Here is a 21,974-nt window from a genome sequence, read left to right as displayed (position 1 = left end):
TTTACATTTTATTGATTGCCTTTATTACATCAGCTACTTCAAGCAGCAGGGACTTTTCAAAAAGATCTTCATCTTCTGCAACATCCATTAATCTTGAGGCCTGTGCTTGAATCATTTCATCCACCATGTTTGTTGCAAAACGGCCATTCCCTTTGAAGGATTCTTCCTCCATCTTTTGTAGTAACAGCACTTTTGCTTCCCCTGTTAGGTGGTATTGAAAACTATTAGCATAGACCGCCATGATTTCAAGCAGTTCTTCTGGTGAATAATCAGGAAATAAAAAGAACTTTTTAAATCGGGAGCGAAGACCAGGATTGCTTTCTAGGAGCAAGTCCATTTCATGTGGGTAACCTGCCAAGACAACGACTAGGTTTTCATTATGCTTGGTCATTTCATCAACAAGTGTATCTATGACCTCTTTACCAAAATCACCTGTTGTCGAACTGAAAAGGGAATAAGCTTCGTCAATAAATAAGACACCACCGAGCGCTTCCCTAATTTTTTTCTTTGTTTTCCCTGCCGTTTGACCCACATATCCGGCTACAAAATCTGCCCTGCTTGCTACGATAAGATGCCCTCGTTTTAAAATGCCACATTCCTTTAAAAGCTCCGCATAAATCTTAGCTACGGTTGTTTTCCCTGTACCAGGATTTCCGGTGAAAACAGCATGAAGCTGAATAGGTACGGGCGGCAGGCCTTTTTTCATCCGGTACTGCTGCATTTTTACAAATGAGATAAGTGATCTCATCTCCACCTTTAAGGCTTCTAAACCGATTAGACGGTCCAATTTTTCATAAGGAGACTCAACACTTTCCTCTTTGTCTAAAAGAAAGTCCTCTTTATTCAGTAACATATAATCTAAGATGTTATCATCATTTACTTCCTTGTCAGAGCCCTTTTTAAAAATCGCATCTAAGACAATATTGCGGACTGTTCTTGCATTTCCAAAGGAATCATCCACCCGTTCACGATCGAGACGATGATTGATTTCGATTTTGGCTTCTTCGCTAACGAAGTAATCATTATCTGATGCCACATGTTCTGCAATGCTTATTAACTCTTCATTCGAATAATTTGGCAAATGAATGAGATTGGACTGAGGAAAACGGCTTCGTAAACCTGGATTAGCCTCTAGAAAGGAACGCATTTCCTCAGGATAGCCTGCCATAATGACCGCGAATTTCCCGCCATATTCATTTCCTGTCATAAGCGAAACCAGTGTATCAATAGCCGCTTGACCATAATCGTTGCCTGTTTGCCCCTCACGTTTTAGACTATAGGCCTCATCAATAAATAACACCCCGCCAATAGAGCGTTCAACAACCGCTCGAACATTTTCTTCTGTTTGGCCGACAAATGAACCAACAAGCTGCGAACGATCCGTCTCAATCACTTCCTCACGAGGCAAGACACCTAATTCGTGATAAATTTTCGCAAGTAAGCGGGCAAGTGTTGTTTTTCCTGTACCCGGATTACCGGTTAAGATCATGTTCAAGCTCAGTTCGTCCTTTATTTGAAAACCGAGCTCCTTCCGCTGCTTTTGGTACTTTAAAAATCGGTAAAAATCATTGATCCGATTTTTAACAAACTCCATTCCAATCATTTCATTCAGTTGATCCAAGGCGTTGATTCGATCAGGAAGACTCTCAGTTTCTTCTTCAATAAATTCCCTTTGCCAAGTAACTTTAATTTCTTCTAAATTAGATAAATGCAATTTCAAGTCATCATAATAGGTGGAAGTATGGAAAACACCTGTAATAGATTGGTCGTACTCCTCAGCTGCCTTTAATAAACTTCCTGTTTCGTCTATAGCGGATGACAACAACCCGGAAAGAAGCTGATATTTTTGGAATAAATCCTTATTTTCTAATGTTGAGGAAAGCTCTCTTTTCGTTTCTAAAACCTGGTGAATCTCATCGGCATCCTTTAAAAAGTTCTGACACACTTCTATGTATTGTTCCGCTGTTTTCTTTTTGGCTGTTCGATTATCCGTTTCTCTCATTGCAGGAAAGGTAAGCTGCGAAAGTAACCCCTCCATCTTTTTCCAATCCGATTGCATCATATATTCTTTTGCGGCTTGATTATCAGGAAATAGTTTAAGCGCTCTTTCAAGCCATACCGCTGCCATTTTATCCTGTTTATTTCGACCAATCCGTGACAAAGCGGCAAGTGTCAACAGCTTTGATAATATGACAGGATTGGCTTCGGAAGTAAGAGCGGTAATTAATGCACTTTCATTTGAAATAAACCCAATTTCATTTAATTCAATTTCCCATTGCTTTAATAGGTCTTCGTTTATTGTATTTTGATTTACAAGTATTCTCAAGGTTATCACTTCTTCTTCAAAATTTCCTTTCTATCTTACCATACTAGTCGCTCCATACCTAAACAAAAAGACCTGTCCATAATGAACAGGTCTCCCACTTTTTTAGCTTTCTTGATTATGCGCCTCATCCTTAATTTCTGAACGGAAGGAGTCGATGCTTTCACGTCGGCGTTCATTCTTTGCTTCAATTTCCTGACGTTGTGTCTCACTGTCTGTTAATGCTAACGATTCTTCAGCTGCTTCGATATTATTTTCCGTATTTTGAATCATTGCTTGAAGCTTTTCAACGTTATCGCTGCGATCATCTGGATTCGGTTTGTTATTATAGGCCATCATAATTCCTCCTATGGTGTAATTGGTACAGATATAGTTTGTTACTGACTTCAAAAATTAAACTAAAAAAAATTTTTTAATGACAAAAAAGACTCACAGGCTTTCGCCTATTGAGTCTTATCATCCATTCCTATTCACCTTTTGTTTGAATTACTTGTGCATGCTGCCCTGATGTATCATTCATTTTCTTACCCTTATTCCCACTGAACCCTCGTGGCTGGGTACCTACATGGCTTGGAGTAAAATGTTTGTGGTCTTTTTTTGGATTACCCATGTGCTGATCCCTCCTTATGTACATTTTGTCCATATGGCCGGAAAACATAATTGGTAATCTTTTTTAGTTATTCTGCTTTACCGAGACGTTTTTCTTCCAAGCGTTGTTCGATTTTTTCAATTGCAGCACGATCTTTTAAAAGTTGTGATTTATTTTCAGATACAAGCTCTGCAAACGAGCGTTTTCTAGGTTTTCTCATCGGTATCACCGTCCTTATTTCCTATTGTAACAGTTATTATGCCCGGAAACGGTTGCAATTATTACAACTTTTTGAAAATTATATCGTTTTTTAAATATTTATTATAAAAGAAAAAAACGCTGGAGTAATCCAACGTCTTTTGTTTATTTTAGTTTATTTGTAAAATCTTTCATATCTTCAAGTTTCATTCCACCGACATATTTATTCTGGATAACCCCTTTACTATCAATAAAATATGTAGTTGGAATGGAAAGTACTTGATAGGTTTCATTTACTTTATCATCGGCATCAAGAGGGATTGGAAAAGTAATTTTATTTTCATCAACAAATCCTTGGACATCTAATTGTGGATCAATGTTAATCGCTAAAATAACGATATCCTTTTCCATTTTCTTGGAAAATTGCTCCATAGCTGGCATTTCTGCTTTACAAGGCGGACACCATGTTGCCCAAAAGTTAAGCATAACTTTTTTTCCTTTTAAATTGGAGAGTTTCACGGTCTCACCTGTTAATGTTTTAAGTTCAAAATCAGGTGCCTTTGCTCCAATAGCGAGTCCTTCTTGACTAGCTGTTGTTTGACTTGTAGTTTCGGGAGTTTCTGTTTTTTTATCCATTGCCTGAACAATCGCTACAGTGAGTAATGTAACTAATATTACGGCAGCAATTACTTTTTTAATCATCCCCGAATCCTCCTTTACTTCATACTCTGCTACTTCGATTTTACACTATAAACCTAGGTGAAACAAAACATGGATATGCCGAAACTGTGACAATTCACAAAGATACATGTTTTTATAGATGTTTTTTCAATTCAGCTAAAATATTTTTCGTGACAATTTCAACGATTTGGTTAACTGCTTTCTTTTCTTTAGGATATAAAAAGTCTGTGAAGCTCTTCCTGATAATTTCCTTTTAATATACCTTTTTCGGTTATTATTGCTGTAACTAAGACATTAGGAGTGACATCAAATGCTGGGTTAAATACTTTCACACCTTCAGGGGCTGTCCTTTTTCCAAATCCTTCAGTTATTTCGGAGGCATCTCTTTCCTCGATTGGGATATCAGCACCTGTCTTAGTTTCTAAATCAATGGTAGAGAGCGGTGCCGCTACGTAAAACGGAATATTATGGGCCTTTGCTAATAATGCCACACCGTATGTACCAATCTTGTTGGCGACATCACCATTTGCCGCTACGCGATCACAACCGACGATAACAGCGTCAACCCAGCCTTTTTGCATGACCATTGCTGCCATATTGTCTGTGATTAGGGTGACATCAATGCCAGCTTGCATAAGCTCCCAAGCTGTCAAACGAGCACCTTGTAAAAGCGGTCTTGTTTCATCCGCAAACACCTTTATATCCCAGCCCTTTTCTTTTGCTAAATAAAGCGGAGAAAGGGCTGTTCCATATCTTGCTGTTGCGATGCCTCCCGCATTGCAGTGTGTGAGAACTCCCATCCCATCCTTTAAAAGGTTTAATGCATGCTCCCCGATCGTACGGCAAACTTCTTCATCTTCATTGCGAATAGTATGTGCTTCATTTTCTAGTGCTTCTTTGATTTGATGGATCGGTAATTCTTTTTCTTTTATGGCTCTGTCATTCATTCGTTTTAGTGCCCAAAATAGGTTAACTGCGGTAGGTCGTGAAGTGGCCAAATAATCGGATTGCTTTTTAAAATGAGTATAAAAATCTTCAAAGGAATTTTCAGGTGCATCTTTTATACCAAGCACTAAACCATAGGCTGCCGCGATTCCAATCGCTGGGGCCCCGCGGACTTTTAATTGTTTTATTGCATCCCAGGCGTCTTCAATTTTAGTCGTTTCAAGAAATTCTGTTATATTTGGAATTTTGGTTTGATCAAGTATTTTAAGGACTCCGTTTTCATAAGAAACGGATTGTAAGTATGTGTTTTCCATGGAGAAACATCCCTTCTGCTTAAATAACTTCTATTATGTATTAAATTTCAACTTCTACCTATGTAATTTTAACAATATCCATGACATATGCAATACTTTCATTTTTGTAAGATGGAATTCTTAAATATTAACTAAATTGCGCGAAAATTTGTTAAAATAAAAACAAGACTGGAGGGGATTCTTATGAAGATTCTTGTTTTAGGTGGAAGTCGCTTTTTGGGGAGAACATTTGTGGAAGAGGCTTTGAGGCGAAACCATGAAGTGACGATTTTTAATCGCGGAATTCAAAATCCAGGAATAAAAGACGTTGAAGTCCTTACTGGGAATCGGTTTGGTAATTTGAAAGCGCTTCAAAACCGCCACTGGGATGCTGTTTTGGATACAAGCGGATTTATTCCATATACGGTCCAAAATACAACCAACTTATTGAAGGATCGTGTAAAACATTATACATTCATCTCGAGTATATCCGTTTACCAAGACTGGGTTCCAGAAAATTTAGATGAAGGCTACTCTGTTTTAGAAATGTCACTTGAGGAAGCTAATAAACTTTCAATGGATTCAGACGAGCCAGTTTATGAATATTATGGACATTTTAAAGCGTTATGTGAGCAGATTGCTGAAAAAAATTTGCCTGGACGAGTGTTAAACGTGCGGGCAGGTCAATTAATTGGGCCGAATGATTATACCGACCGTGTTCCCTATTGGATTAACAGAATAGCAAAAGGCGGCAAGGTTATGGTGCCCGGGAGCCCTCATCGACGTGTGCAGGTTATTGACAATAAAGACCTTTCGAATTGGATCCTCGATATGGAAGAGCAGGATTCCACAGGAACCTTTAATGCAACAGGGCCTGATTATTCTCTAACGATGAAAGAGTTTATCGACGCATGTATCAAAGTGACTGATTCAAATGCAGAAGTGGTTTGGGCAGATGAGAAATTCCTTTTGGATCAAAAAGTGGCCCCTTGGACAGAGATGCCTCTCTGGGTACCAGAGAATTATCCTTTATCACCTGAGACTAAAGAGCCTTGGAAAGGTGCTTTCTCCATCAACGTGGATAAAGCGATTCAGAGTGGACTTTCTTTTAGAAAGCTTGAGGAAAGTATCGCTGATATTTATGAGTGGGAGAAAACTCGCCATTTGACGGAATATGAGTGGAAATCGGGGATGCGAGCGGAAAAAGAGAAAGAACTGCTTACCATCTTAGATGAAAAATAATTAACTTGTGGATTCGCAAATAAACCATCAATTATCGAGGGAAAACAACAAAAGAGAGAGCAGATATCCCTGCTCTCTTCCGTTGTTAATTGCTTAAATCCCGTTTTTGCTTAAGAAGTTCTTTAAATTCTTGGTCTAATACAAGATATTTAGGATCTTTTTGATCGATTAATGATATTTCTCCCAAAATCACTGCGATCTTATTTTCAATGATTAATAATGCTTCTTCTTGATTATCCTCTTTCTTTACTTTTTTATTAAAATATTCCTCTGGTGTCATTTCTACCCGTTTAATTTGCTGGTTTTCAAATACTAGCAGCCGGTTGCATAATTTATTTAAGAAATAATAATCATGGGAAACCGTTATGATCGTCCCTTTAAATTCTGCTAATGTCTTTTCCAGCTGCTCCCTGCTCGGCAAATCCAAATGATTCGTCGGTTCGTCTAGGATAAGAACATCGTATTCTTTCATTAATATATCGACTAGCTTTACTCTTGTTCGTTCGCCCAAACTCAATGTCCTAATAGGTTTAGTAAAGAACTCGTCTTTTAAGCCTAAATTGGCGAGCAAGGTCCGCGCTTTTAACACATCTTCCCTATCTGTGAAACCTAAAGCCTCCATCACCGAATTATCGTCAGGTAAATCATCAACATCCTGACTTAAATAAGCAACGTTTATCGAGTCGCTCTTCCATAGATTACCATCTGTATACGTCTCTTGATCTAGGATCATCTTAATTAATGTCGTTTTCCCGCAGCCATTTTCCCCTAATAGTCCTATTCGCTCTCCATGATTAATGTAGAAGTTAGAGCTATGAAAGAGTATTCGATCCTCGTACGATTTATTTAGACGTTTGGCCTCGACAATCCGTTTGCCTCTCTTCCCTTGAGTGTCAAACTGGAACCTCACTTGGACTTCATCTAAAGGCTTATCAATTTTATTTTTTGCAAGCTCATTTTGCAGACGTTTCATTTTTGATTTCACTTGATTGTCTGTTTTTTTAGCCTTAGCCCGATGGTATTCCTTAATACCATTTTGTCTTTTACTGGGTCCTGATCCCTTTTTGGTTGAATCACGATGGGCTTTTTCCGACCATGACTTTAATTGTTCCATTTGTGATTCAACCATTTCTATTTGCCGTTGCTGGGCGCTATATTGATGGCGCTGGTTCTCCGCCCGATGTTGTTTTTCAACACGATAGTCACTATAGTTACCATTGTAAAAGTGGAGTTTGCCATGTTCAATTTCGAAAATACGATGCACTGTTTTATCTAAAAAATGACGGTCATGAGAGATAATTAAGACAGGTCCTTGAAATTTTTCTAGTTCGGTTACCAGCCACTCAATCCCATTAAAATCCAAGTGATTTGTCGGTTCATCCAAAATTAAGAAGTCAGGTTTTGATGCCCAAACTGTCGAGAGTGCCAGTTTTAATTTTTCCCCTCCGCTTAAATGATTTAATCGGTCATCCTCCCAGTCATAGACCTTTTGAAGACCTAATTCACTAGCATGCTGGAATAATTCTTTCGTTGTGCTTCCTGATAATGACTGATGAAAATCACTTATCTCATAATCAATCAACTGCGATAGATAGCCTATTGTTAACTCGCTTGATTTTTCGATGATCCCTTTATCGGGTGTTATTTTTCCAAAAAGAATATTGGCTAGTGTTGTCTTTCCTGTACCATTGTACCCGACAAGACCAATCCTTTCCCCGTTCTTTATATCGAATTGGATATTTTCGAATACCTTTCTTAAATGAAAACTTTTTTCTAAGCCGATTACTTTAATGACTGTTTTTTGATTTGAATGCATAAAAAAACTCCCTTCAATTGAACCTGAAGAGAGATTATGTCTTAGAAATGATCACAATTTGCCGTTAAAATGAACAACAAATAAACCTTTTAAAGGTTTTATTGGTATATACGATCAGGACATAAAAAAGGACAGTCTAATCCTATTCTTCAGGTTCAACATTTTTCGTTATTCGAATCATGTTTGAAAAATAAGATTATAATTTCATCGTACCTTAATCATTCCTTTTCGTTTGTTAGTTTTATTTTATTAGACGATCATTAAATTTGTCAAACATTTCTTCCGAAAAAACACCATACCAGCTGGCATGGTGTTTTCCAATATTAAGCTTGTAATTTTTCACGTAGAACCATTGGAAGAATTCCGCCGTGGCGGTAGTAATCTATTTCAACTTCAGAGTCAAAACGAACAAGAACTTCAAATTCTTTCTTGTTACCAGCTTCGTCGGTTGCAGTGACTTTTAGAAGGTCACGTGGTTTTACATTTTCGTCTACTTGAACATCAATGGTTTCTTTACCTGTCAGGCCAAGTGTTTCAGCGCTTTCGCCATCTTTAAATTGAAGTGGAAGCACACCCATTAACACAAGGTTTGAACGGTGAATACGTTCAAAGCTTTCAGCAAGAACTGTTTTAATACCTAAAAGGTTTGTACCTTTAGCAGCCCAGTCACGTGAAGAACCCATTCCGTAATCTTTACCAGCAAGAACGATTAACCCAGTACCGTTTTCTTTGTACTTCATGCAAGCATCGTAAATAGATGTCACTTCGCCAGTTGGCCAGTAAGTAGTTACCCCACCTTCTGTTCCTGGTGCGATTTGGTTACGAATACGAATATTTGCGAATGTTCCGCGCATCATCACTTCATGGTTACCACGACGGGATCCGTAAGAGTTAAAGTCGCGGATTGCAACGCCTTTTTCTAGCAGATATTTACCAGCTGGAGTATTTTTACCAATTGCTCCTGCAGGTGAAATGTGGTCAGTTGTAACTGAATCACCAAATTTACCAACAACACGTAGTCCTGCTAATGGCTCGACGATACCTGGTTCTGGTGATAAGCCTTCAAAGAACGGCGGGTTTGCGATGTAAGTAGAATTCTCATCAAAAGTATATAAAGGCTCATTGCTTGTTTTGATATCATTCCAACGCTCGTTGTCACCGAACACGTTTGCATATTCCCGGCGGAATAGTTCAGGAGTTACTGTACGTTTAACAACATCATTTACTTCAGCAGTTGATGGCCAGATATCCTTGAAGAAGACATCATTTCCATCTTTATCTTTACCAATTGCTTCATTTGCAAAATCAATATTTACAGTACCAGCAAGAGCATATGCAACAACTAATGGTGGTGAAGCAAGGTAGTTAGCTTTTACAAGCGGGTGAATACGTCCTTCAAAGTTACGGTTACCTGAAAGTACAGATGTAACTAAAAGATCGTTTTCCGCGATTGTTTTTTCGATTTCTTCTTTTAAAGGACCGGAGTTACCGATACATGTTGTACAGCCATAACCAACGAGGTTGAAGCCGATTTGCTCTAGGTAAGGAAGTAACCCCGAATCACGAAGATATCCAGTTACAACTTTAGATCCTGGTGCTAAAGAAGTCTTAACGAATTTAGGAACTTCCATTCCTAATTCAACAGCTTTCTTCGCAACAAGTCCAGCACCCACTAGAACATAAGGGTTAGATGTGTTTGTACAGCTTGTAATCGATGCAATCGCAACGGCACCAGTTTTAATAGTAGTTTCGTCACCGTTTAGGAAATTAACAGTTGCAGACTTTTCAAGCTCATTTGCTTGTAAGCCGAAGCCTTGGTTTCCTTGTGGAGCAGAAACAGCTTTCACGAATTCCTCTTTCATTTTAGAAAGTGGAATCAAATCTTGAGGACGCTTTGGACCAGATAGATTTGCTTCAATGACGGAAAGATCGATTTCAACTACATCTGTGTAAACTGGCTCGATCGCTGGATCGAAGAACAAACCGTTTGCTTTGCAGTATTGTTCTACTACATTGATTTGCTCTTCTTCACGGCCTGTTAAGCGCATGTATGCAAGTGATTCATCATCAATTGGGAAGAATCCGCAAGTTGCACCGTATTCAGGGGCCATGTTTGCAATTGTTGCACGGTCTGCAAGTGGCAGTACTGATACTCCTGGTCCGAAGAACTCAACGAATTTCCCTACAACCCCATGGCTGCGAAGAACTTGAGTTACTTTTAAAGCAAGATCAGTTGCTGTAGCACCGTTTGGAAGCTCACCTGTTAATTTAACACCTACTACTTCTGGTACAGGGAAGTAAGAAGGCTGACCTAGCATTCCTGCTTCAGCTTCAATACCGCCAACGCCCCATCCAAGAACACCAAGACCATTGATCATTGTTGTATGGGAGTCCGTACCAACCAAAGTATCTGGATAAGCTTCTAATTCACCGTCTGTTTCTGCAACGTGGACAACATCAGCCAAGTATTCAAGGTTTACTTGGTGTACGATACCTGTTGCAGGTGGAACGGCGCGATAGTTATTAAATGATTTTTGCGCCCAACTTAAGAATTGGTAGCGCTCAGCATTACGTTCGAATTCATAATCCATGTTAATTTTTAAGGAATCAGCAGCTCCATATGCATCAACCTGTACGGAGTGGTCGATTACAAGATCAACCGTTTTTTCAGGGTTGATTTTGTCAGGGTTTCCGCCTAGGTCTGCCATTGCTTTTCTTAAAGAAGCAAGGTCAACGACTGCTGGAACACCTGTAAAGTCTTGAAGGATAACACGAGCAGGCTTAAATGGTACGTCCACTTCTTTTAGCTCATTTGTGCCCCATTTTGCTAAGTTTTCAACATGCTCTTTTGAAATTGCTCGGCCATCTAATTGGCGTAATACAGATTCAAGAAGTACTTTTATAGAGTAGGGCAATTTAGAAACTTTTCCAATTCCTGCCTCTTCCAGTGCACTTAAACGGTAATAGTTGTAACGTTTACCATTCACTTCAAAGGAAGTGCGTGCGTTAAATACATCATTTTTTACCATGTAAAAAACCCCCTAATTCGTCATTTATAAATCGAAAATTAACGAAAAGTTGAAAAATTTGAATTTTCCCATCCTGCTTAACTTTTCTCACAATTCTTATCTTAATACAAGCGATTACATAAGTAAATAACAAGAAAGTTATTGCGATTGATAAGTTTCACTTATGTTTTTTATGTATTTTGTTCTGAAAATTCCAAAAACACTATTTGTGCTTATGTGATTTAAGACAAGGGAAAACAAATTTTTCATTATTTATTATCTCAAAAAACTTTTTCATTGTCATGTTTTTTGCTATGGAGGAAATAGTAAAAGTGTAGGAGGTGATTAGAATGGTGAAACGAAAGTCTAATCATGTAATTCCAGGGATGAATGCAGCCAAGGGGCAAGGTAAAGGTGCAGGTTTTAATGAGGAAATGGCGAGTGAACCAGAATTAACTGCAAAAGAAAGAATGAATAACAAAAAACGAAAGAAAAATCAATAATAACAAAAAGCAGGCGGCCTCCTCCGCCTGCTTTTCCTATTCTGTTTGGTTTACTTCTGTCACCATGCTTTGCAGATCCTGCTGGAAACGCTCTAGCTGCGATCGTTGATGTTCCGATGCCACTTCTAGTGCATTTTCAATTTGTTGGTAGGCTTCATTGACTTCATCTTTTAGATGCTTTAGTTGATGACCATAACCTGCACTATCACTTACAATTGTTTCGAATAGTCCTTGTGCATTCTCATACCCCTGCTGTGCTGCTTGAAACGCTTGTTGTTTATCTTTATTGTATGGGAATTTATCCATCTTTCTTCATTCACTCCTTCATTTTGTTTACCGTTAAATTGCACAGAACAACAAAAAATATACGGTATAAAAGGACTTTATCACTGCATCCTAACATATAGGAGGGATGCAATATGAACAAAAATGATGGCAAAGACATGCGAAAAAATGCACCAAAACAATCGGGGCAGCCTGAACCGTTAAGCGGTTCCCACAAAGTCAAGAATCGCAACCATACTAGAGCCAAACATAATACACATCACGATATGTAGAAACCTATAAGATAGGCGCAAGTCAAAAAAATGCCCAGCACTTTGTTTAAGTGCTGGGGCATCCGTCGATTACTAAGCTTTTCTATACATTGATTAATGCCCGAAGCAGGTCCTCTTCTTCTTCTGGAGTCACTGTTCGTAAATCAATGATAAATTCATCTTTTTGAATCCTTCCAACAATTGCTGGTTTCACTTCGGATCGAAGCTTTCTTCCCAGCTGTTCTGCCGTCAATTCACGATGTTTTAAGGACACGACCATGGTTGGAAGTTCAACATCCGGCATGGTGCCCCCACCCACTTGGCTTCTTCCTTCTGTAATTTTTGTAACATATTTTCCAGTATTTTGTAATAAATTTGTAACAAACGACTGCGATCGTACGTCTAATTCTTCAGAGGAAACTAATAAATCACGAACGGTTGGAATATTTACTAAGCCATTTTCTCCACGGGCATAATCGATTAATGTCCCCTCAAGCGCAGCCAACGTCATCTTATCAACCCGGACAACGCGTGCCAACTGGTGTTTTTTTAAACGACTAATGATTTCTTTTTTTCCAGCAATTATACCGGCCTGTGGACCGCCAAGAAGCTTGTCACCACTAAAGGTTACAACATCTGCCCCTAATTCAATGACCTCTTTTACTACCGGTTCTTCACCAATTCCGTGCTTTCTAAAGTCATATAGAGCACCACTTCCGAGATCTTCATAAAAAATGACACCATCTAATCGTTTCGTAAGCCCAACAAGATCTTCGGTATCAACAGATTTGGTAAATCCGATGACCTTAAAGTTGCTCGTATGTACCTTCATGACGATTGCAGTTTCTGAACTGACAGCTTTTTCGTAATCATAAAGATGTGTTTTATTAGTGGTGCCAACTTCTACAAGCTTTGCCCCACTTTCTTCCATTATAGATGAGATTCGAAAAGAGCCACCGATTTCAACAAGCTGTCCCCTTGAAACAATGACTTCTTTGTTAGCGGCTAGAGCTCTTAAAACCAGATAGACAGCAGAAGCATTATTATTAACCACCATAGCCGCCTCTGCACCGGTGATATCTTTAATTAATGCTTCAACATGACTATGTCTTGAACCTCTTTCACCTTCCGTTAGCTTATATTCAAGATTTGAATAGTTCCTTGCAGTGTCAATCACATGGTTGATTGCATTTTCGCTTAATCTAGCCCTTCCTAGGTTTGTATGTAAAATAGTTCCTGTCGCATTGATGACCTTTTCTAAGGTATAAGAATACTGTTTCTGTATTTTTGTTTCGAGAATAAAAAATAGTTCTTCAATAAAATGATTGGTCCCTGGCCTGCCACCTAGCCAATTATCATTTAGGATTGCCTCCCTAATGTTGTCAATGACCTCTTTAAGCTGTTTGGTCAGATGCGTATGATCAAGCTGACTTTCTAGAAGGAGAGTTAAAAACCTCTCATGATTTTGAAGTTCATGGACCGGTGGAATTGAGCGTAGCCATTCTTTCAACATAAAAACTCCTTTATCACATGTTCTTTTTCTCTGACATTTGACTAGTCTCAGCCTATATGAATGAGTGGAATTCACAAACGGGCGCTTTAACTTTCCCAATTATATCACATCAGTTTCACGTTTTAAGTCACATTGAATAAAATGAAACGAGCAAGGGGGATTAGATATGTCAAAAAAGAAACAACTTAAAAATCAAACCTTTGATTTTGACTTAGTGGAGAAATGGCTGGAAAACTATTTTCTAGATCCACTTACTTCTTATTATGATGAAACACAATTTCCAATCGATCTTTATGAAACAGAAAAGGAATGGATTGTTGAGGCCATTTTAAGCGAATTCGAGGCTTCGGAAATAAAGGTTTATATAGAAAGAAATAAATTAATGATTACTGCATCCAAATACCCCCCTTTCATGAATAAACAAAAAAGAGTCCGTTCCATTAATTTTCCGTTTCTAGTCATTAATCAGAAAGTATTTGCTACATTTACAAATGGAACTCTAGAGGTAATTATTTCAAAAATAGATAGAGGAGTAGGAAAAAATAGATTCATTACCCTGCCTTAAGAAAACTTGTGGCATTATTTTTTATGCTTCAGTTAACATAATAATTTTATCTGTAAAAAAATACCCCTCTTTTCCAACCGGATTTGAGGGGTGTTTTTTATTGGCACTGTTAAACTGGTCTGTTGATTTCCGCTCCAGGCGCTTCGCTTTCCGCGGGCGGTCCGGGGAGCCTCCTCGGCGCTTAGCGCCTGCGGGGTCTCCCCTGCCCCGTCCTCCCGCAGGAGTCTTCGCGCCTTCCGCTCCAATCAACGTAAGCTATAAAAATCAATAATGACCTTTAACATAGCCTATTTTTTAGTAATGATCTCTATCATTTCATCGGTATCAGGGAAAACACCTGTTTCGAGTTTTGAATAGATCTTCTCTCCATTCACGATCACTTCGAAAGCGCCGCCTGAACTTGGAATCAGTTCTAACTTTTGAATATCTCTAAAAAAATGATTAAATAGCTCTTCCGCGAAACTCGCGGCTTTTGGTGCGTAATTTCATTGCATGCAAAATTCAACAATAACATGATAGTTCTTCATAAAAATACCCTCCAAAAAGTGTTTCCTACATCAGGATAGTGTTAATATTTTAACCTATTCCTTTTCCTTCAGCAATTTTTTTGTCTATTCGTGCGCAATTTTTTTGAAAGAGTTATACTAAATAAATGGAGGTGGACATGTTGAGTGAACAAGATAAAATTCGCCTAACTTCTTTGTCAACAAAAGCCGGTTGAGGCTGCAAAATTGGTCCTGAGGACCTGGCGCAAGTGTTGCGTCAATTACCGAAACAAGAACCTGTTCCTGAATTATTAGTGGGACTTGATACTTCTGATGATGCTGGAGTGTACCAAATAACCGACTCCATCGCTTTGATACAGACAGTTGACTACTTTACCCCAATCGTCGACGATCCATATATGTTTGGTCAGATCACGGCTGCAAATGCATTAAGCGATGTTTATGCCATGGGCGGCGAACCTAAAACAGTTATGAATATTGTCGGCTTTCCGATTAAAAAGTTGGGTGCCGAAATGCTAGCTGACATTCTTCGTGGTGCAGCAGATAAAGTAAAAGAAGCCGGTGCGATTACCGTTGGCGGCCATTCAATTGATGATCAGGAACCTAAATTTGGACTTTCCGTTACAGGTATAGTCCATCCCGATAAAGTTTGGAAAAATGTCGGCGCTAAGCCTGGTGATGTTCTCGTGTTAACTAAGCCGATTGGTGTGGGTATTATCACGACCGGTATAAAAAGAAGTGTCGTAACTCCTCTGCAGGAACAGATTGTGACAGAGACAATGGCTACGCTAAATAAGGTGGCAGCTGAAGTTTTAACAGAATTTCATCCTCACGCTGTAACTGATGTAACTGGATTCGGATTACTTGGACATGGCAGTGAAATGGCACGTGGTAGTAATGTTAGTTTTGAATTCTCACTCTCACAAGTCCCTGTTTTAGAAGGTGCTCTTGAATTAGCGAAAAATGGTGTGGTGCCTGGTGGTTCTAAGTCGAATCATAAATGGATAGCTGATGATGTTGTTTATGAGGATATCCTTCAGGAGGAGCAGCTGATCCTATGTGATGCGATTACATCTGGGGGTCTGTTTGTTTCACTTAGTGAACAGGAAGCGGCTCAATATGTCGACAAGCTACATTCTAATGGTCTAGCATATGCTGCGATTATTGGGAGAGTTACCGAGAAAAATGACAAATATATCTATGTAACAAGATAACAGCGAAGCCTTAGTTGCTTCGCTGTTTCTTTTATGCAAAAAAAGCCCTGAACCATTTTGGTCCAGGATTATTATAATTATTATATTTTCTGACGTAGCTTCTCTACCATATCCTTGGTCATTTTATTCAAATCAAACGCGTATTTAAAGCCCCATTCCTCTTTTGCCGCACTAGCATCAATTGAATTTGGCCAACTTTCCGCAATTTTTTGACGATCTGGATCAACATTATAAGAAATTTCAAATCCAGGTACATACTTAGCGATAGAAGCCGCAATTTCTTCAGGATCAAAGCTCATCGCTGTCACGTTGAAAGCATTACGGTGGATTAATTTTGATGAATCTGCCTCCATTAAGTCAACAATTGCATTTAGGGCATCGGGCATATACATCATGTCCATATAGGTACCTTTATCAATGTATGAAGTATATTGGCCATTCTTGATCGCTTCATAATAGATTTCAACGGCATAATCCGTAGTCCCTCCGCCAGGAAGTGCAACATAGGAAATTAACCCTGGAAAACGCAAGCCGCGGGTATCTACACCAAACTTTTGGAAATAGTAATCAGACAATAACTCCCCTGCCACTTTATTGACACCGTACATCGTTGTTGGACGCATTATCGTATCTTGTGGGGTGCTGTCCTTAGGGGTGGATGGACCAAAAGCACCAATCGAACTTGGTGTGAAAAATTGCGCCTTTAACTCTCTTGCAGTTTCCAAACCATTCAATAGCCCGCCCATATTTAAATTCCAAGCAAACACAGGCTTGGCTTCTGCTGTAGCTGATAAAAGAGCGGCTAAATGCATAACAGTATCAACGTTGTATTTTTTAGCTACTTCCACCATTTGGTTTAAATTCGTTACATCGACGGTCTCAAAAGGACCACTTTGAGCGGCTTCGCTGTCATTCTTTTTAATATCTGTTGCAATGACGTTATCCGCACCATAGATGTCTCTTAGCTTTAAAGTTAATTCTGATCCAATCTGCCCTAAAGCACCTGTGATTAAAATACGCTTCATCGTCGTTTCTCCGTCCTCTTCACTCTTACTAAAAATAGTGATTTACTTTATTTTTACGTTACTCAATCAGTTAGGGTGATACCTAAATAACGCCCATTTCCTTGCCGACTTTTTCATATATAGCAATCGCTTGATCGAGCATTTCTTTTGTATGTGCAGCTGTTGGCATGTTACGCACTCTTCCAGTCCCTTGTGGAACGGTAGGGAACACAATCGCCTTGGCATAAACCCCTTCATCATTCAAACGTTTACTGAATTGTTGAGTGAGTGCTTCGTCCCCGATAATACAAGGAGTGATCGGAGTTTCGCTGTTGCCGATATTAAAACCTAACTCTTTCAAGCCTTTTTTTAGATAATTTCCATTTCCCCAGAGCTTTTTGTTCAGTTCCGTGCTCTCCATTAAGATTTCAATTGACTTCTTACTTGCTGCCACATCAGCAGGAGTTAATGAGGTCGAAAATAGGAATGGACGGCTTCGAACTTTTAACCAATCAATAAGATTTTTCTTACCCGCGACATAACCGCCAACCACACCTATTGCCTTAGATAATGTTCCGATTTGAAAATCAATTTTATCAGAAAGACCAAAATGCTTAACGGTCCCTGCCCCATCTCCAAGCACACCTGATCCATGAGCATCGTCTACATATGTAATCAGATCAAATTCCTCAGCAATCTTGACAATTTCAGGTAGTAAAGCAATATCTCCGTCCATCGAGAACACGCCGTCTGTAATCACCATAATTTTATTGTAAAGGCCTGACTCTTTTGCTGCTTTTGCTTTTGAACGTAAATCTTCCATATCGGAGTGGTTCACACGGATAATTTTTGCTTTGGAAAGCCTGCAGCCGTCGATAATCGACGCATGGTTTAATTCATCCGAAAGAATCGCATCATTTTTATCCATTACTGCGGAAATAGCCGCCATGTTACAATTAAAACCAGATTGATAAGCAATCGCTGCTTCTGTATGTTTGAATTCAGCTAATTTTTCTTCCAGTTCAACATGGAGTTTAAGCGTTCCGTTGATGGCTCGAACGGCCCCTGCCCCTACTCCGTATTGTTCAATCGCCTCAGTAGCGGCTTTTTTCAAACGCTCATCCGTGGCTAAGCCTAAATAGTTGTTGGAAGATAGATTGACTAGCTCTTTGCCATTAATTGTTATAACTGGTCCATTTGGGCTTTCGAGCGGATCGATGACATTGTACAAACCTTTTCCCTTTAAATTATCAAGATTTTCGTTTAAAAATTGCTCCAAAATAGTACTGGACATATTCAATTCCCCCTTTATTCATTTGAACGTGCTTTGTTGTTTATGGAAAAACAATCGTCCGTTTCAGGCGGACATCCATACCTTTGTTAAACACTGGTATTAAAGGATTCCTATGCTATACTTTATCATAAATTTTTATAATTGTGCATATCTAGCGGACAAATAAACAAAAATATTTTTATATTCTTTTAGTGTACCCAATCAAAAATAAAGTTATTTCTTAAGATAACCAAACTGCTATCAATGAATTATTTTATAATGGCATGGTTTTAAGTTATAATGGTTTTTTAATCGTACTGAGTCATTCCGACGCTATACTACATAGAAAGGATGTCAACTTTGTCATTTTTGTTTTCAACCTTATACACACTAGTTATTGGGGCGGTATTTATTTTTCTATTTATTATTGCTTACGATTTTCTTTACGGTGAAAAACCCGAAAAGCAAACGAAGAAAATACATAAATATTTTCAAAAAGAAACCATTAAAAAAATTGATAGACTGGAACATCAGCCTCGAAAATTTACCATGTACCAAGTCACAATGAATAGCGGTATTAAGAAGATTAAGATGAAACCAGGTTATAAAGTAGTCAATATGGTATCAAAGGAGAAAAACAAAAAATAAGCAAAATTCGGGGATAAGTTCTTTTACTCCAAAAGAAAAACCGGGAATTCCCGGTTTTTTTTCATCTATTTAATTTTCCTCGTCAAGGACATTTGTTTGCTTCACTGTGAGAGTCCCTTTTCTCAATCGAATGCTTTTCTTATTTTACAGACACCGAACTCAATTTCCCTACATTTTGATTGATATTTTGTAATGCCTCCTTGTATTCTTTTTCTAAACTACTAATTATTTCAGAAGCCGATTCTATTTTATTTATTGCCCCGACGCCATGTCCTGCTGACCAAATATCCTTCCATGCTTTCGCATTCGTCTCCCTTTGCATATTATCAAAGTTTACCTTGTCTTTTTTAACAAGTGTTTCTGGGTCCAAACCTGCCTTTTTAATACTAGGTACCAGCATATTGCACATGATGCCGGAGAAAGCATCCGTTAAAATGATATCCTCTTGTGTGGCTTCAACCAGCATTTCCCTGTATTCATCATTGGCCATACTTTCTGTCGCAACAATAAAGCGGGTTCCCATATAAGCAAGGTCAGCGCCAGCTGCCTGTGCAGCTAAAATTCCCTTCCCTGTTGAAATGGAACCAGCAAGGACAATGATACCATCCCAGAAATTACGGACCATATCCACGAAGGCAAAGCTGTTGATTTGACCCGCGTGACCACCCGCCCCGCTTGCCACCAAAATAAGTCCATCGACACCAGATTCAGCTGCTTTTTGAGCAAACTTCAAATCACTCACATCAGAGAATACGAGCCCGCCATATTCATGCACAATATCGACTACTTGTTTCGGACTTCCTAAGGAGGTAATTACCAATTGCGGCTGATGCTTTTTAAGCAATGCAAGTTCTTCCTGCAGGCGGCTGTAAGAGCTATGTACGACCATATTCATCGCCCAAGGAGCAATTTTTCGGCTAGGATCGAGCGCACGAGCCTCTTCTATCTCTTCATTTAATTGCCCCATCCACTGATCAAGAACCTCAATTGGTCTTGCATTAGGAGCAGGAAAAGAACCTATCACGCCATTCAAACAACAATTTTTCACGAGTTCGGTGCCTGACACCAAAAACATCGGGGCCGAAATGACCGGTAATTTTAATTGGTTCCACCATGATTCAGGAATAGATTTCTTCATTTTGCTCACCCTTTATTTTAGAATTTTCAGAATAAATGATTCACTTTCATAGTACCTGAAAATGAATGAGTATTCAATCATTACATGAACCATTTATTTCTGCCTATTAAAACGCTTACCATCCACGAACGATTTTTAATTAAATTGATAAAATGTTCGTTTTTTGCGAAAAATGATTGATTTACTCTTCTCCTGTGCTTTATAATGTGAATAAATTCATATGGTTTCACTCATATAATCGCGGGGATATGGCCCGCAAGTTTCTACCGGATTGCCATTAACAATCCGACTATGAGTGAGTAATGGGAAAGTCGCTCTTCTATTTGAGTGCACTAATTCCATATTCTTTCGGACATGGAGCCCAAAGATCATTATCTCACTCAATTTTTTGATGTGAGGTAATGACCTTTGGGCTTTTTATTATTTTATAAGGAGAATCTAACATGAGATTACTAGAGGAGAAAATCAACACCGACGGAAAGGTTCTTTCGGAAAATGTTTTAAAGGTTGATTCATTTTTGAACCACCAAATAGACCCGCAATTAATGCTTGAAATAGGAAAAGAGTTTGCAAGGATTTTTGCAGGTGAAGGTATTACTAAGATCGTAACCATTGAATCTTCAGGAATTGCCCCTGCAGTTATGGCTGGTTTATATATGAATGTTCCTGTAATCTTCGCAAGGAAAAGAAAATCCTTGACACTAGTCGATGATTTATTAACTGCTTCAGTTCATTCGTTTACTAAAAATGAAACAAACGAAATTTCCATTTCAAAGAAATATGTAAATGAAAATGATAGAGTCCTAATCATTGATGACTTCCTTGCAAATGGGGAAGCTGCACTTGGTTTAGTAGATATTGTTCAAAAAAGCCGTGCAACAGTTGTTGGAATTGGCATTGTCATCGAGAAGTCCTTTCAACATGGCGCTCAAAAATTAAAAGATCTTGGTTTAAGGGTTGAATCTTTAGCACGGATTGCCTCGCTTTCAAACGGAAAAGTGTCATTTATTAATGAGAACGTGGAGGAATTAATCAAATGAAACAACATCCGTTTAAAATAGCCTCATTAGGAATTCAACATGTATTAGCCATGTACGCCGGAGCGGTAATCGTCCCACTTATCGTCGGTGGAGCACTTAAATTTACCGGAGAACAATTAACCTACTTGGTATCGATCGATATCTTAATGTGCGGAATTGCGACAATATTACAAGTTTGGCAGAATCGCTTTTTCGGAATTGGTTTACCGATTGTACTTGGCTGTACGTTTACTGCAGTTGGACCAATGATTGCCATTGGTGGACAGTATGGTATTTCCGCTATTTATGGATCGATTCTTATCTCAGGACTTATCGTCATTATTATTTCTCAATTCTTTGGAAAATTAATTAAGTTCTTCCCACCTGTTGTGACTGGTTCGGTTGTAACCATAATCGGGATTACACTTATCCCTGTGGCAATGAATAACATCGCCGGAGGTCAAGGCAGCCCTGATTTTGGAAGTCTATCAAATATCAGTTTAGCATTCGGAACTTTGCTATTTATCATCTTGCTCTATCGATTTACGAAAGGTTTTATTCGCTCCATTTCCATACTATTAGGATTAATTGGTGGTACTCTTGCGGCTTCTATTATGGGGAAAGTAAATTTCTCAGCAGTAGCTGATGCATCATGGTTCCATATGGTGAAGCCATTTTATTTTGGTACACCTACTTTTGAATGGACCCCGATTCTAACTATGACTCTCGTAGCAATTGTGAGCATGGTAGAATCAACAGGTGTATATTTCGCTCTAAGTGATATCACAGGAAAAAGAATAAATGAAAAGGATTTATCAAGAGGTTACCGTGCTGAAGGTCTCGCGAGTATAATCGGGGCTTTATTTAATGCTTTTCCATACACAACCTACTCTCAAAACGTGGGACTTGTTCAGCTATCTGGTGTAAAAAGCAAAAACGTCATTTATACCATGGGCGGGA

At 38.8% G+C, this 21,974-nt stretch carries 22 protein-coding genes and 1 riboswitch; of the genes, 8 read left to right on the top strand and 14 right to left on the bottom strand.

Going from position 1 to position 21,974, the window contains the following annotated elements:
* Window position 1 precedes the first annotated feature (1 nt).
* The 6 genes from AB7942_RS22895 to mtnA form a co-directional block, all read right to left on the bottom strand.
* Window positions 2-2,326: an AAA family ATPase gene (locus tag AB7942_RS22895; RefSeq protein ID WP_369448639.1), complete on the bottom strand. Its 2,325-nt coding sequence runs from the start codon at window positions 2,324-2,326 to the stop codon at window positions 2-4.
* Between the two features lie 102 nt (window positions 2,327-2,428).
* On the bottom strand, window positions 2,429-2,662 hold the full coding sequence (gene tlp, locus AB7942_RS22890) for a small acid-soluble spore protein Tlp (RefSeq protein ID WP_373408494.1): 234 nt from the start codon (window positions 2,660-2,662) through the stop codon (window positions 2,429-2,431).
* Between the two features lie 127 nt (window positions 2,663-2,789).
* Window positions 2,790-2,933, bottom strand: coding sequence for an acid-soluble spore protein N (locus AB7942_RS22885; protein WP_088087693.1), 144 nt, complete (start codon window positions 2,931-2,933; stop codon window positions 2,790-2,792).
* A 67-nt stretch (window positions 2,934-3,000) separates the two neighbouring features.
* A complete protein-coding gene (locus AB7942_RS22880; RefSeq protein WP_088087694.1) occupies window positions 3,001-3,132 on the bottom strand; it encodes an FbpB family small basic protein in 132 nt (43 codons plus the stop codon).
* A 143-nt stretch (window positions 3,133-3,275) separates the two neighbouring features.
* On the bottom strand, window positions 3,276-3,812 hold the full coding sequence (locus AB7942_RS22875; protein ID WP_369448638.1) for a redoxin domain-containing protein: 537 nt from the start codon (window positions 3,810-3,812) through the stop codon (window positions 3,276-3,278).
* Window positions 3,813-4,000: 188 nt separating this feature from the next.
* Window positions 4,001-5,050 carry an S-methyl-5-thioribose-1-phosphate isomerase gene (mtnA, locus tag AB7942_RS22870; RefSeq protein ID WP_369448637.1) on the bottom strand — a complete coding sequence of 350 codons (1,050 nt, stop codon included), beginning with the start codon at window positions 5,048-5,050 and terminating at the stop codon, window positions 4,001-4,003.
* 183 nt (window positions 5,051-5,233) lie between these two features.
* Between mtnA and AB7942_RS22865 the strand changes: the two genes are divergently transcribed.
* On the top strand, window positions 5,234-6,271 hold the full coding sequence (locus AB7942_RS22865) for an NAD-dependent epimerase/dehydratase family protein (protein ID WP_369448636.1): 1,038 nt from the start codon (window positions 5,234-5,236) through the stop codon (window positions 6,269-6,271).
* An 85-nt stretch (window positions 6,272-6,356) separates the two neighbouring features.
* On the opposite strand, the gene abc-f is transcribed toward AB7942_RS22865, so the two are convergent.
* Complete coding sequence (gene abc-f / locus AB7942_RS22860; RefSeq protein ID WP_369448635.1) at window positions 6,357-8,087, bottom strand: ribosomal protection-like ABC-F family protein; 1,731 nt, start codon at window positions 8,085-8,087, stop codon at window positions 6,357-6,359.
* Window positions 8,088-8,410: 323 nt separating this feature from the next.
* Complete coding sequence (gene acnA / locus AB7942_RS22855; RefSeq protein ID WP_369448634.1) at window positions 8,411-11,116, bottom strand: aconitate hydratase AcnA; 2,706 nt, start codon at window positions 11,114-11,116, stop codon at window positions 8,411-8,413.
* Window positions 11,117-11,445: 329 nt separating this feature from the next.
* Here acnA and sspO point away from each other — a divergent pair, with 329 nt between their 5' ends.
* Window positions 11,446-11,598: a small acid-soluble spore protein O gene (gene sspO / locus AB7942_RS22850; RefSeq protein WP_026567316.1), complete on the top strand. Its 153-nt coding sequence runs from the start codon at window positions 11,446-11,448 to the stop codon at window positions 11,596-11,598.
* Window positions 11,599-11,634: 36 nt separating this feature from the next.
* Here the strand turns inward: sspO and AB7942_RS22845 are convergent, their stop codons facing one another.
* On the bottom strand, window positions 11,635-11,904 hold the full coding sequence (locus tag AB7942_RS22845; RefSeq protein WP_369448633.1) for a hypothetical protein: 270 nt from the start codon (window positions 11,902-11,904) through the stop codon (window positions 11,635-11,637).
* Between the two features lie 113 nt (window positions 11,905-12,017).
* On the opposite strand from AB7942_RS22845, the gene AB7942_RS22840 reads away from it, so the two are divergent.
* Complete coding sequence (locus AB7942_RS22840) at window positions 12,018-12,155, top strand: small acid-soluble spore protein P (RefSeq protein ID WP_088087701.1); 138 nt, start codon at window positions 12,018-12,020, stop codon at window positions 12,153-12,155.
* 82 nt (window positions 12,156-12,237) lie between these two features.
* On the opposite strand, the gene selA is transcribed toward AB7942_RS22840, so the two are convergent.
* Window positions 12,238-13,644 carry an L-seryl-tRNA(Sec) selenium transferase gene (gene selA / locus AB7942_RS22835; protein ID WP_369448697.1) on the bottom strand — a complete coding sequence of 469 codons (1,407 nt, stop codon included), beginning with the start codon at window positions 13,642-13,644 and terminating at the stop codon, window positions 12,238-12,240.
* Between the two features lie 169 nt (window positions 13,645-13,813).
* Between selA and AB7942_RS22830 the strand changes: the two genes are divergently transcribed.
* Window positions 13,814-14,212: an Hsp20/alpha crystallin family protein gene (locus AB7942_RS22830; RefSeq protein ID WP_369448632.1), complete on the top strand. Its 399-nt coding sequence runs from the start codon at window positions 13,814-13,816 to the stop codon at window positions 14,210-14,212.
* Between the two features lie 287 nt (window positions 14,213-14,499).
* Here the strand turns inward: AB7942_RS22830 and AB7942_RS22825 are convergent, their stop codons facing one another.
* A complete protein-coding gene (locus AB7942_RS22825; protein ID WP_369448631.1) occupies window positions 14,500-14,739 on the bottom strand; it encodes an Rdx family protein in 240 nt (79 codons plus the stop codon).
* Between the two features lie 137 nt (window positions 14,740-14,876).
* On the opposite strand from AB7942_RS22825, the gene selD reads away from it, so the two are divergent.
* A complete protein-coding gene (selD, locus tag AB7942_RS22820; protein ID WP_483310899.1) occupies window positions 14,877-15,932 on the top strand; it encodes a selenide, water dikinase SelD in 1,056 nt (351 codons plus the stop codon).
* A gap of 80 nt (window positions 15,933-16,012) precedes the next feature.
* Here the strand turns inward: selD and AB7942_RS22815 are convergent, their stop codons facing one another.
* Both AB7942_RS22815 and AB7942_RS22810 read right to left on the bottom strand, forming a co-directional pair.
* Window positions 16,013-16,957, bottom strand: coding sequence for an L-threonine 3-dehydrogenase (locus AB7942_RS22815; protein ID WP_335713353.1), 945 nt, complete (start codon window positions 16,955-16,957; stop codon window positions 16,013-16,015).
* An 82-nt stretch (window positions 16,958-17,039) separates the two neighbouring features.
* The gene (locus tag AB7942_RS22810) at window positions 17,040-18,230 is read right to left on the bottom strand and encodes a glycine C-acetyltransferase (RefSeq protein WP_369448630.1); all 1,191 of its coding nucleotides are present in this window, start codon (window positions 18,228-18,230) and stop codon (window positions 17,040-17,042) included.
* Window positions 18,231-18,569: 339 nt separating this feature from the next.
* On the opposite strand from AB7942_RS22810, the gene AB7942_RS22805 reads away from it, so the two are divergent.
* Window positions 18,570-18,857 (top strand): hypothetical protein, encoded by a 288-nt coding sequence (locus AB7942_RS22805; protein WP_214714926.1) that lies wholly within the window; start codon window positions 18,570-18,572, stop codon window positions 18,855-18,857.
* Window positions 18,858-18,996: 139 nt separating this feature from the next.
* Here the strand turns inward: AB7942_RS22805 and AB7942_RS22800 are convergent, their stop codons facing one another.
* Window positions 18,997-19,995 carry an NAD(P)H-dependent flavin oxidoreductase gene (locus AB7942_RS22800; protein WP_369448629.1) on the bottom strand — a complete coding sequence of 333 codons (999 nt, stop codon included), beginning with the start codon at window positions 19,993-19,995 and terminating at the stop codon, window positions 18,997-18,999.
* Between the two features lie 210 nt (window positions 19,996-20,205).
* Window positions 20,206-20,307, top strand: a riboswitch (purine riboswitch).
* Between the two features lie 131 nt (window positions 20,308-20,438).
* On the opposite strand from AB7942_RS22800, the gene AB7942_RS22795 reads away from it, so the two are divergent.
* Window positions 20,439-21,035: a xanthine phosphoribosyltransferase gene (locus tag AB7942_RS22795; protein ID WP_369448628.1), complete on the top strand. Its 597-nt coding sequence runs from the start codon at window positions 20,439-20,441 to the stop codon at window positions 21,033-21,035.
* A partial coding sequence (locus tag AB7942_RS22790) for a nucleobase:cation symporter-2 family protein (RefSeq protein WP_369448627.1) occupies window positions 21,032-21,974 on the top strand: 943 nt, incomplete at its 3' end. The genes AB7942_RS22795 and AB7942_RS22790, both read left to right, overlap by 4 nt.

Source organism: Neobacillus sp. BF23-41 (genome assembly GCF_041106275.1).
Note: the sequence above shows the minus strand (reverse complement) of the source record. Positions and strands in the feature narration are given on the sequence as shown.

Excerpts from the sequence above, each read along its gene's own strand:
- tlp (WP_373408494.1), bottom strand. The coding sequence starts at position 2,662 with ATGATGGCCTATAATAACAAACCGAATCCAGATGATCGCAGCGATAAC.
- AB7942_RS22885 (WP_088087693.1), bottom strand. The coding sequence starts at position 2,933 with ATGGGTAATCCAAAAAAAGACCACAAACATTTTACTCCAAGCCATGTA.
- AB7942_RS22880 (WP_088087694.1), bottom strand. The coding sequence starts at position 3,132 with ATGAGAAAACCTAGAAAACGCTCGTTTGCAGAGCTTGTATCTGAAAAT.
- AB7942_RS22875 (WP_369448638.1), bottom strand. The coding sequence starts at position 3,812 with ATGATTAAAAAAGTAATTGCTGCCGTAATATTAGTTACATTACTCACT.
- mtnA (WP_369448637.1), bottom strand. The coding sequence starts at position 5,050 with ATGGAAAACACATACTTACAATCCGTTTCTTATGAAAACGGAGTCCTT.
- AB7942_RS22865 (WP_369448636.1), top strand. The coding sequence starts at position 5,234 with ATGAAGATTCTTGTTTTAGGTGGAAGTCGCTTTTTGGGGAGAACATTT.
- abc-f (WP_369448635.1), bottom strand. The coding sequence starts at position 8,087 with ATGCATTCAAATCAAAAAACAGTCATTAAAGTAATCGGCTTAGAAAAA.
- acnA (WP_369448634.1), bottom strand. The coding sequence starts at position 11,116 with ATGGTAAAAAATGATGTATTTAACGCACGCACTTCCTTTGAAGTGAAT.
- sspO (WP_026567316.1), top strand. The coding sequence starts at position 11,446 with ATGGTGAAACGAAAGTCTAATCATGTAATTCCAGGGATGAATGCAGCC.
- AB7942_RS22845 (WP_369448633.1), bottom strand. The coding sequence starts at position 11,904 with ATGGATAAATTCCCATACAATAAAGATAAACAACAAGCGTTTCAAGCA.
- AB7942_RS22840 (WP_088087701.1), top strand. The coding sequence starts at position 12,018 with ATGAACAAAAATGATGGCAAAGACATGCGAAAAAATGCACCAAAACAA.
- AB7942_RS22830 (WP_369448632.1), top strand. The coding sequence starts at position 13,814 with ATGTCAAAAAAGAAACAACTTAAAAATCAAACCTTTGATTTTGACTTA.
- AB7942_RS22815 (WP_335713353.1), bottom strand. The coding sequence starts at position 16,957 with ATGAAGCGTATTTTAATCACAGGTGCTTTAGGGCAGATTGGATCAGAA.
- AB7942_RS22810 (WP_369448630.1), bottom strand. The coding sequence starts at position 18,230 with ATGTCCAGTACTATTTTGGAGCAATTTTTAAACGAAAATCTTGATAAT.
- AB7942_RS22800 (WP_369448629.1), bottom strand. The coding sequence starts at position 19,995 with ATGAAGAAATCTATTCCTGAATCATGGTGGAACCAATTAAAATTACCG.
- AB7942_RS22795 (WP_369448628.1), top strand. The coding sequence starts at position 20,439 with ATGAGATTACTAGAGGAGAAAATCAACACCGACGGAAAGGTTCTTTCG.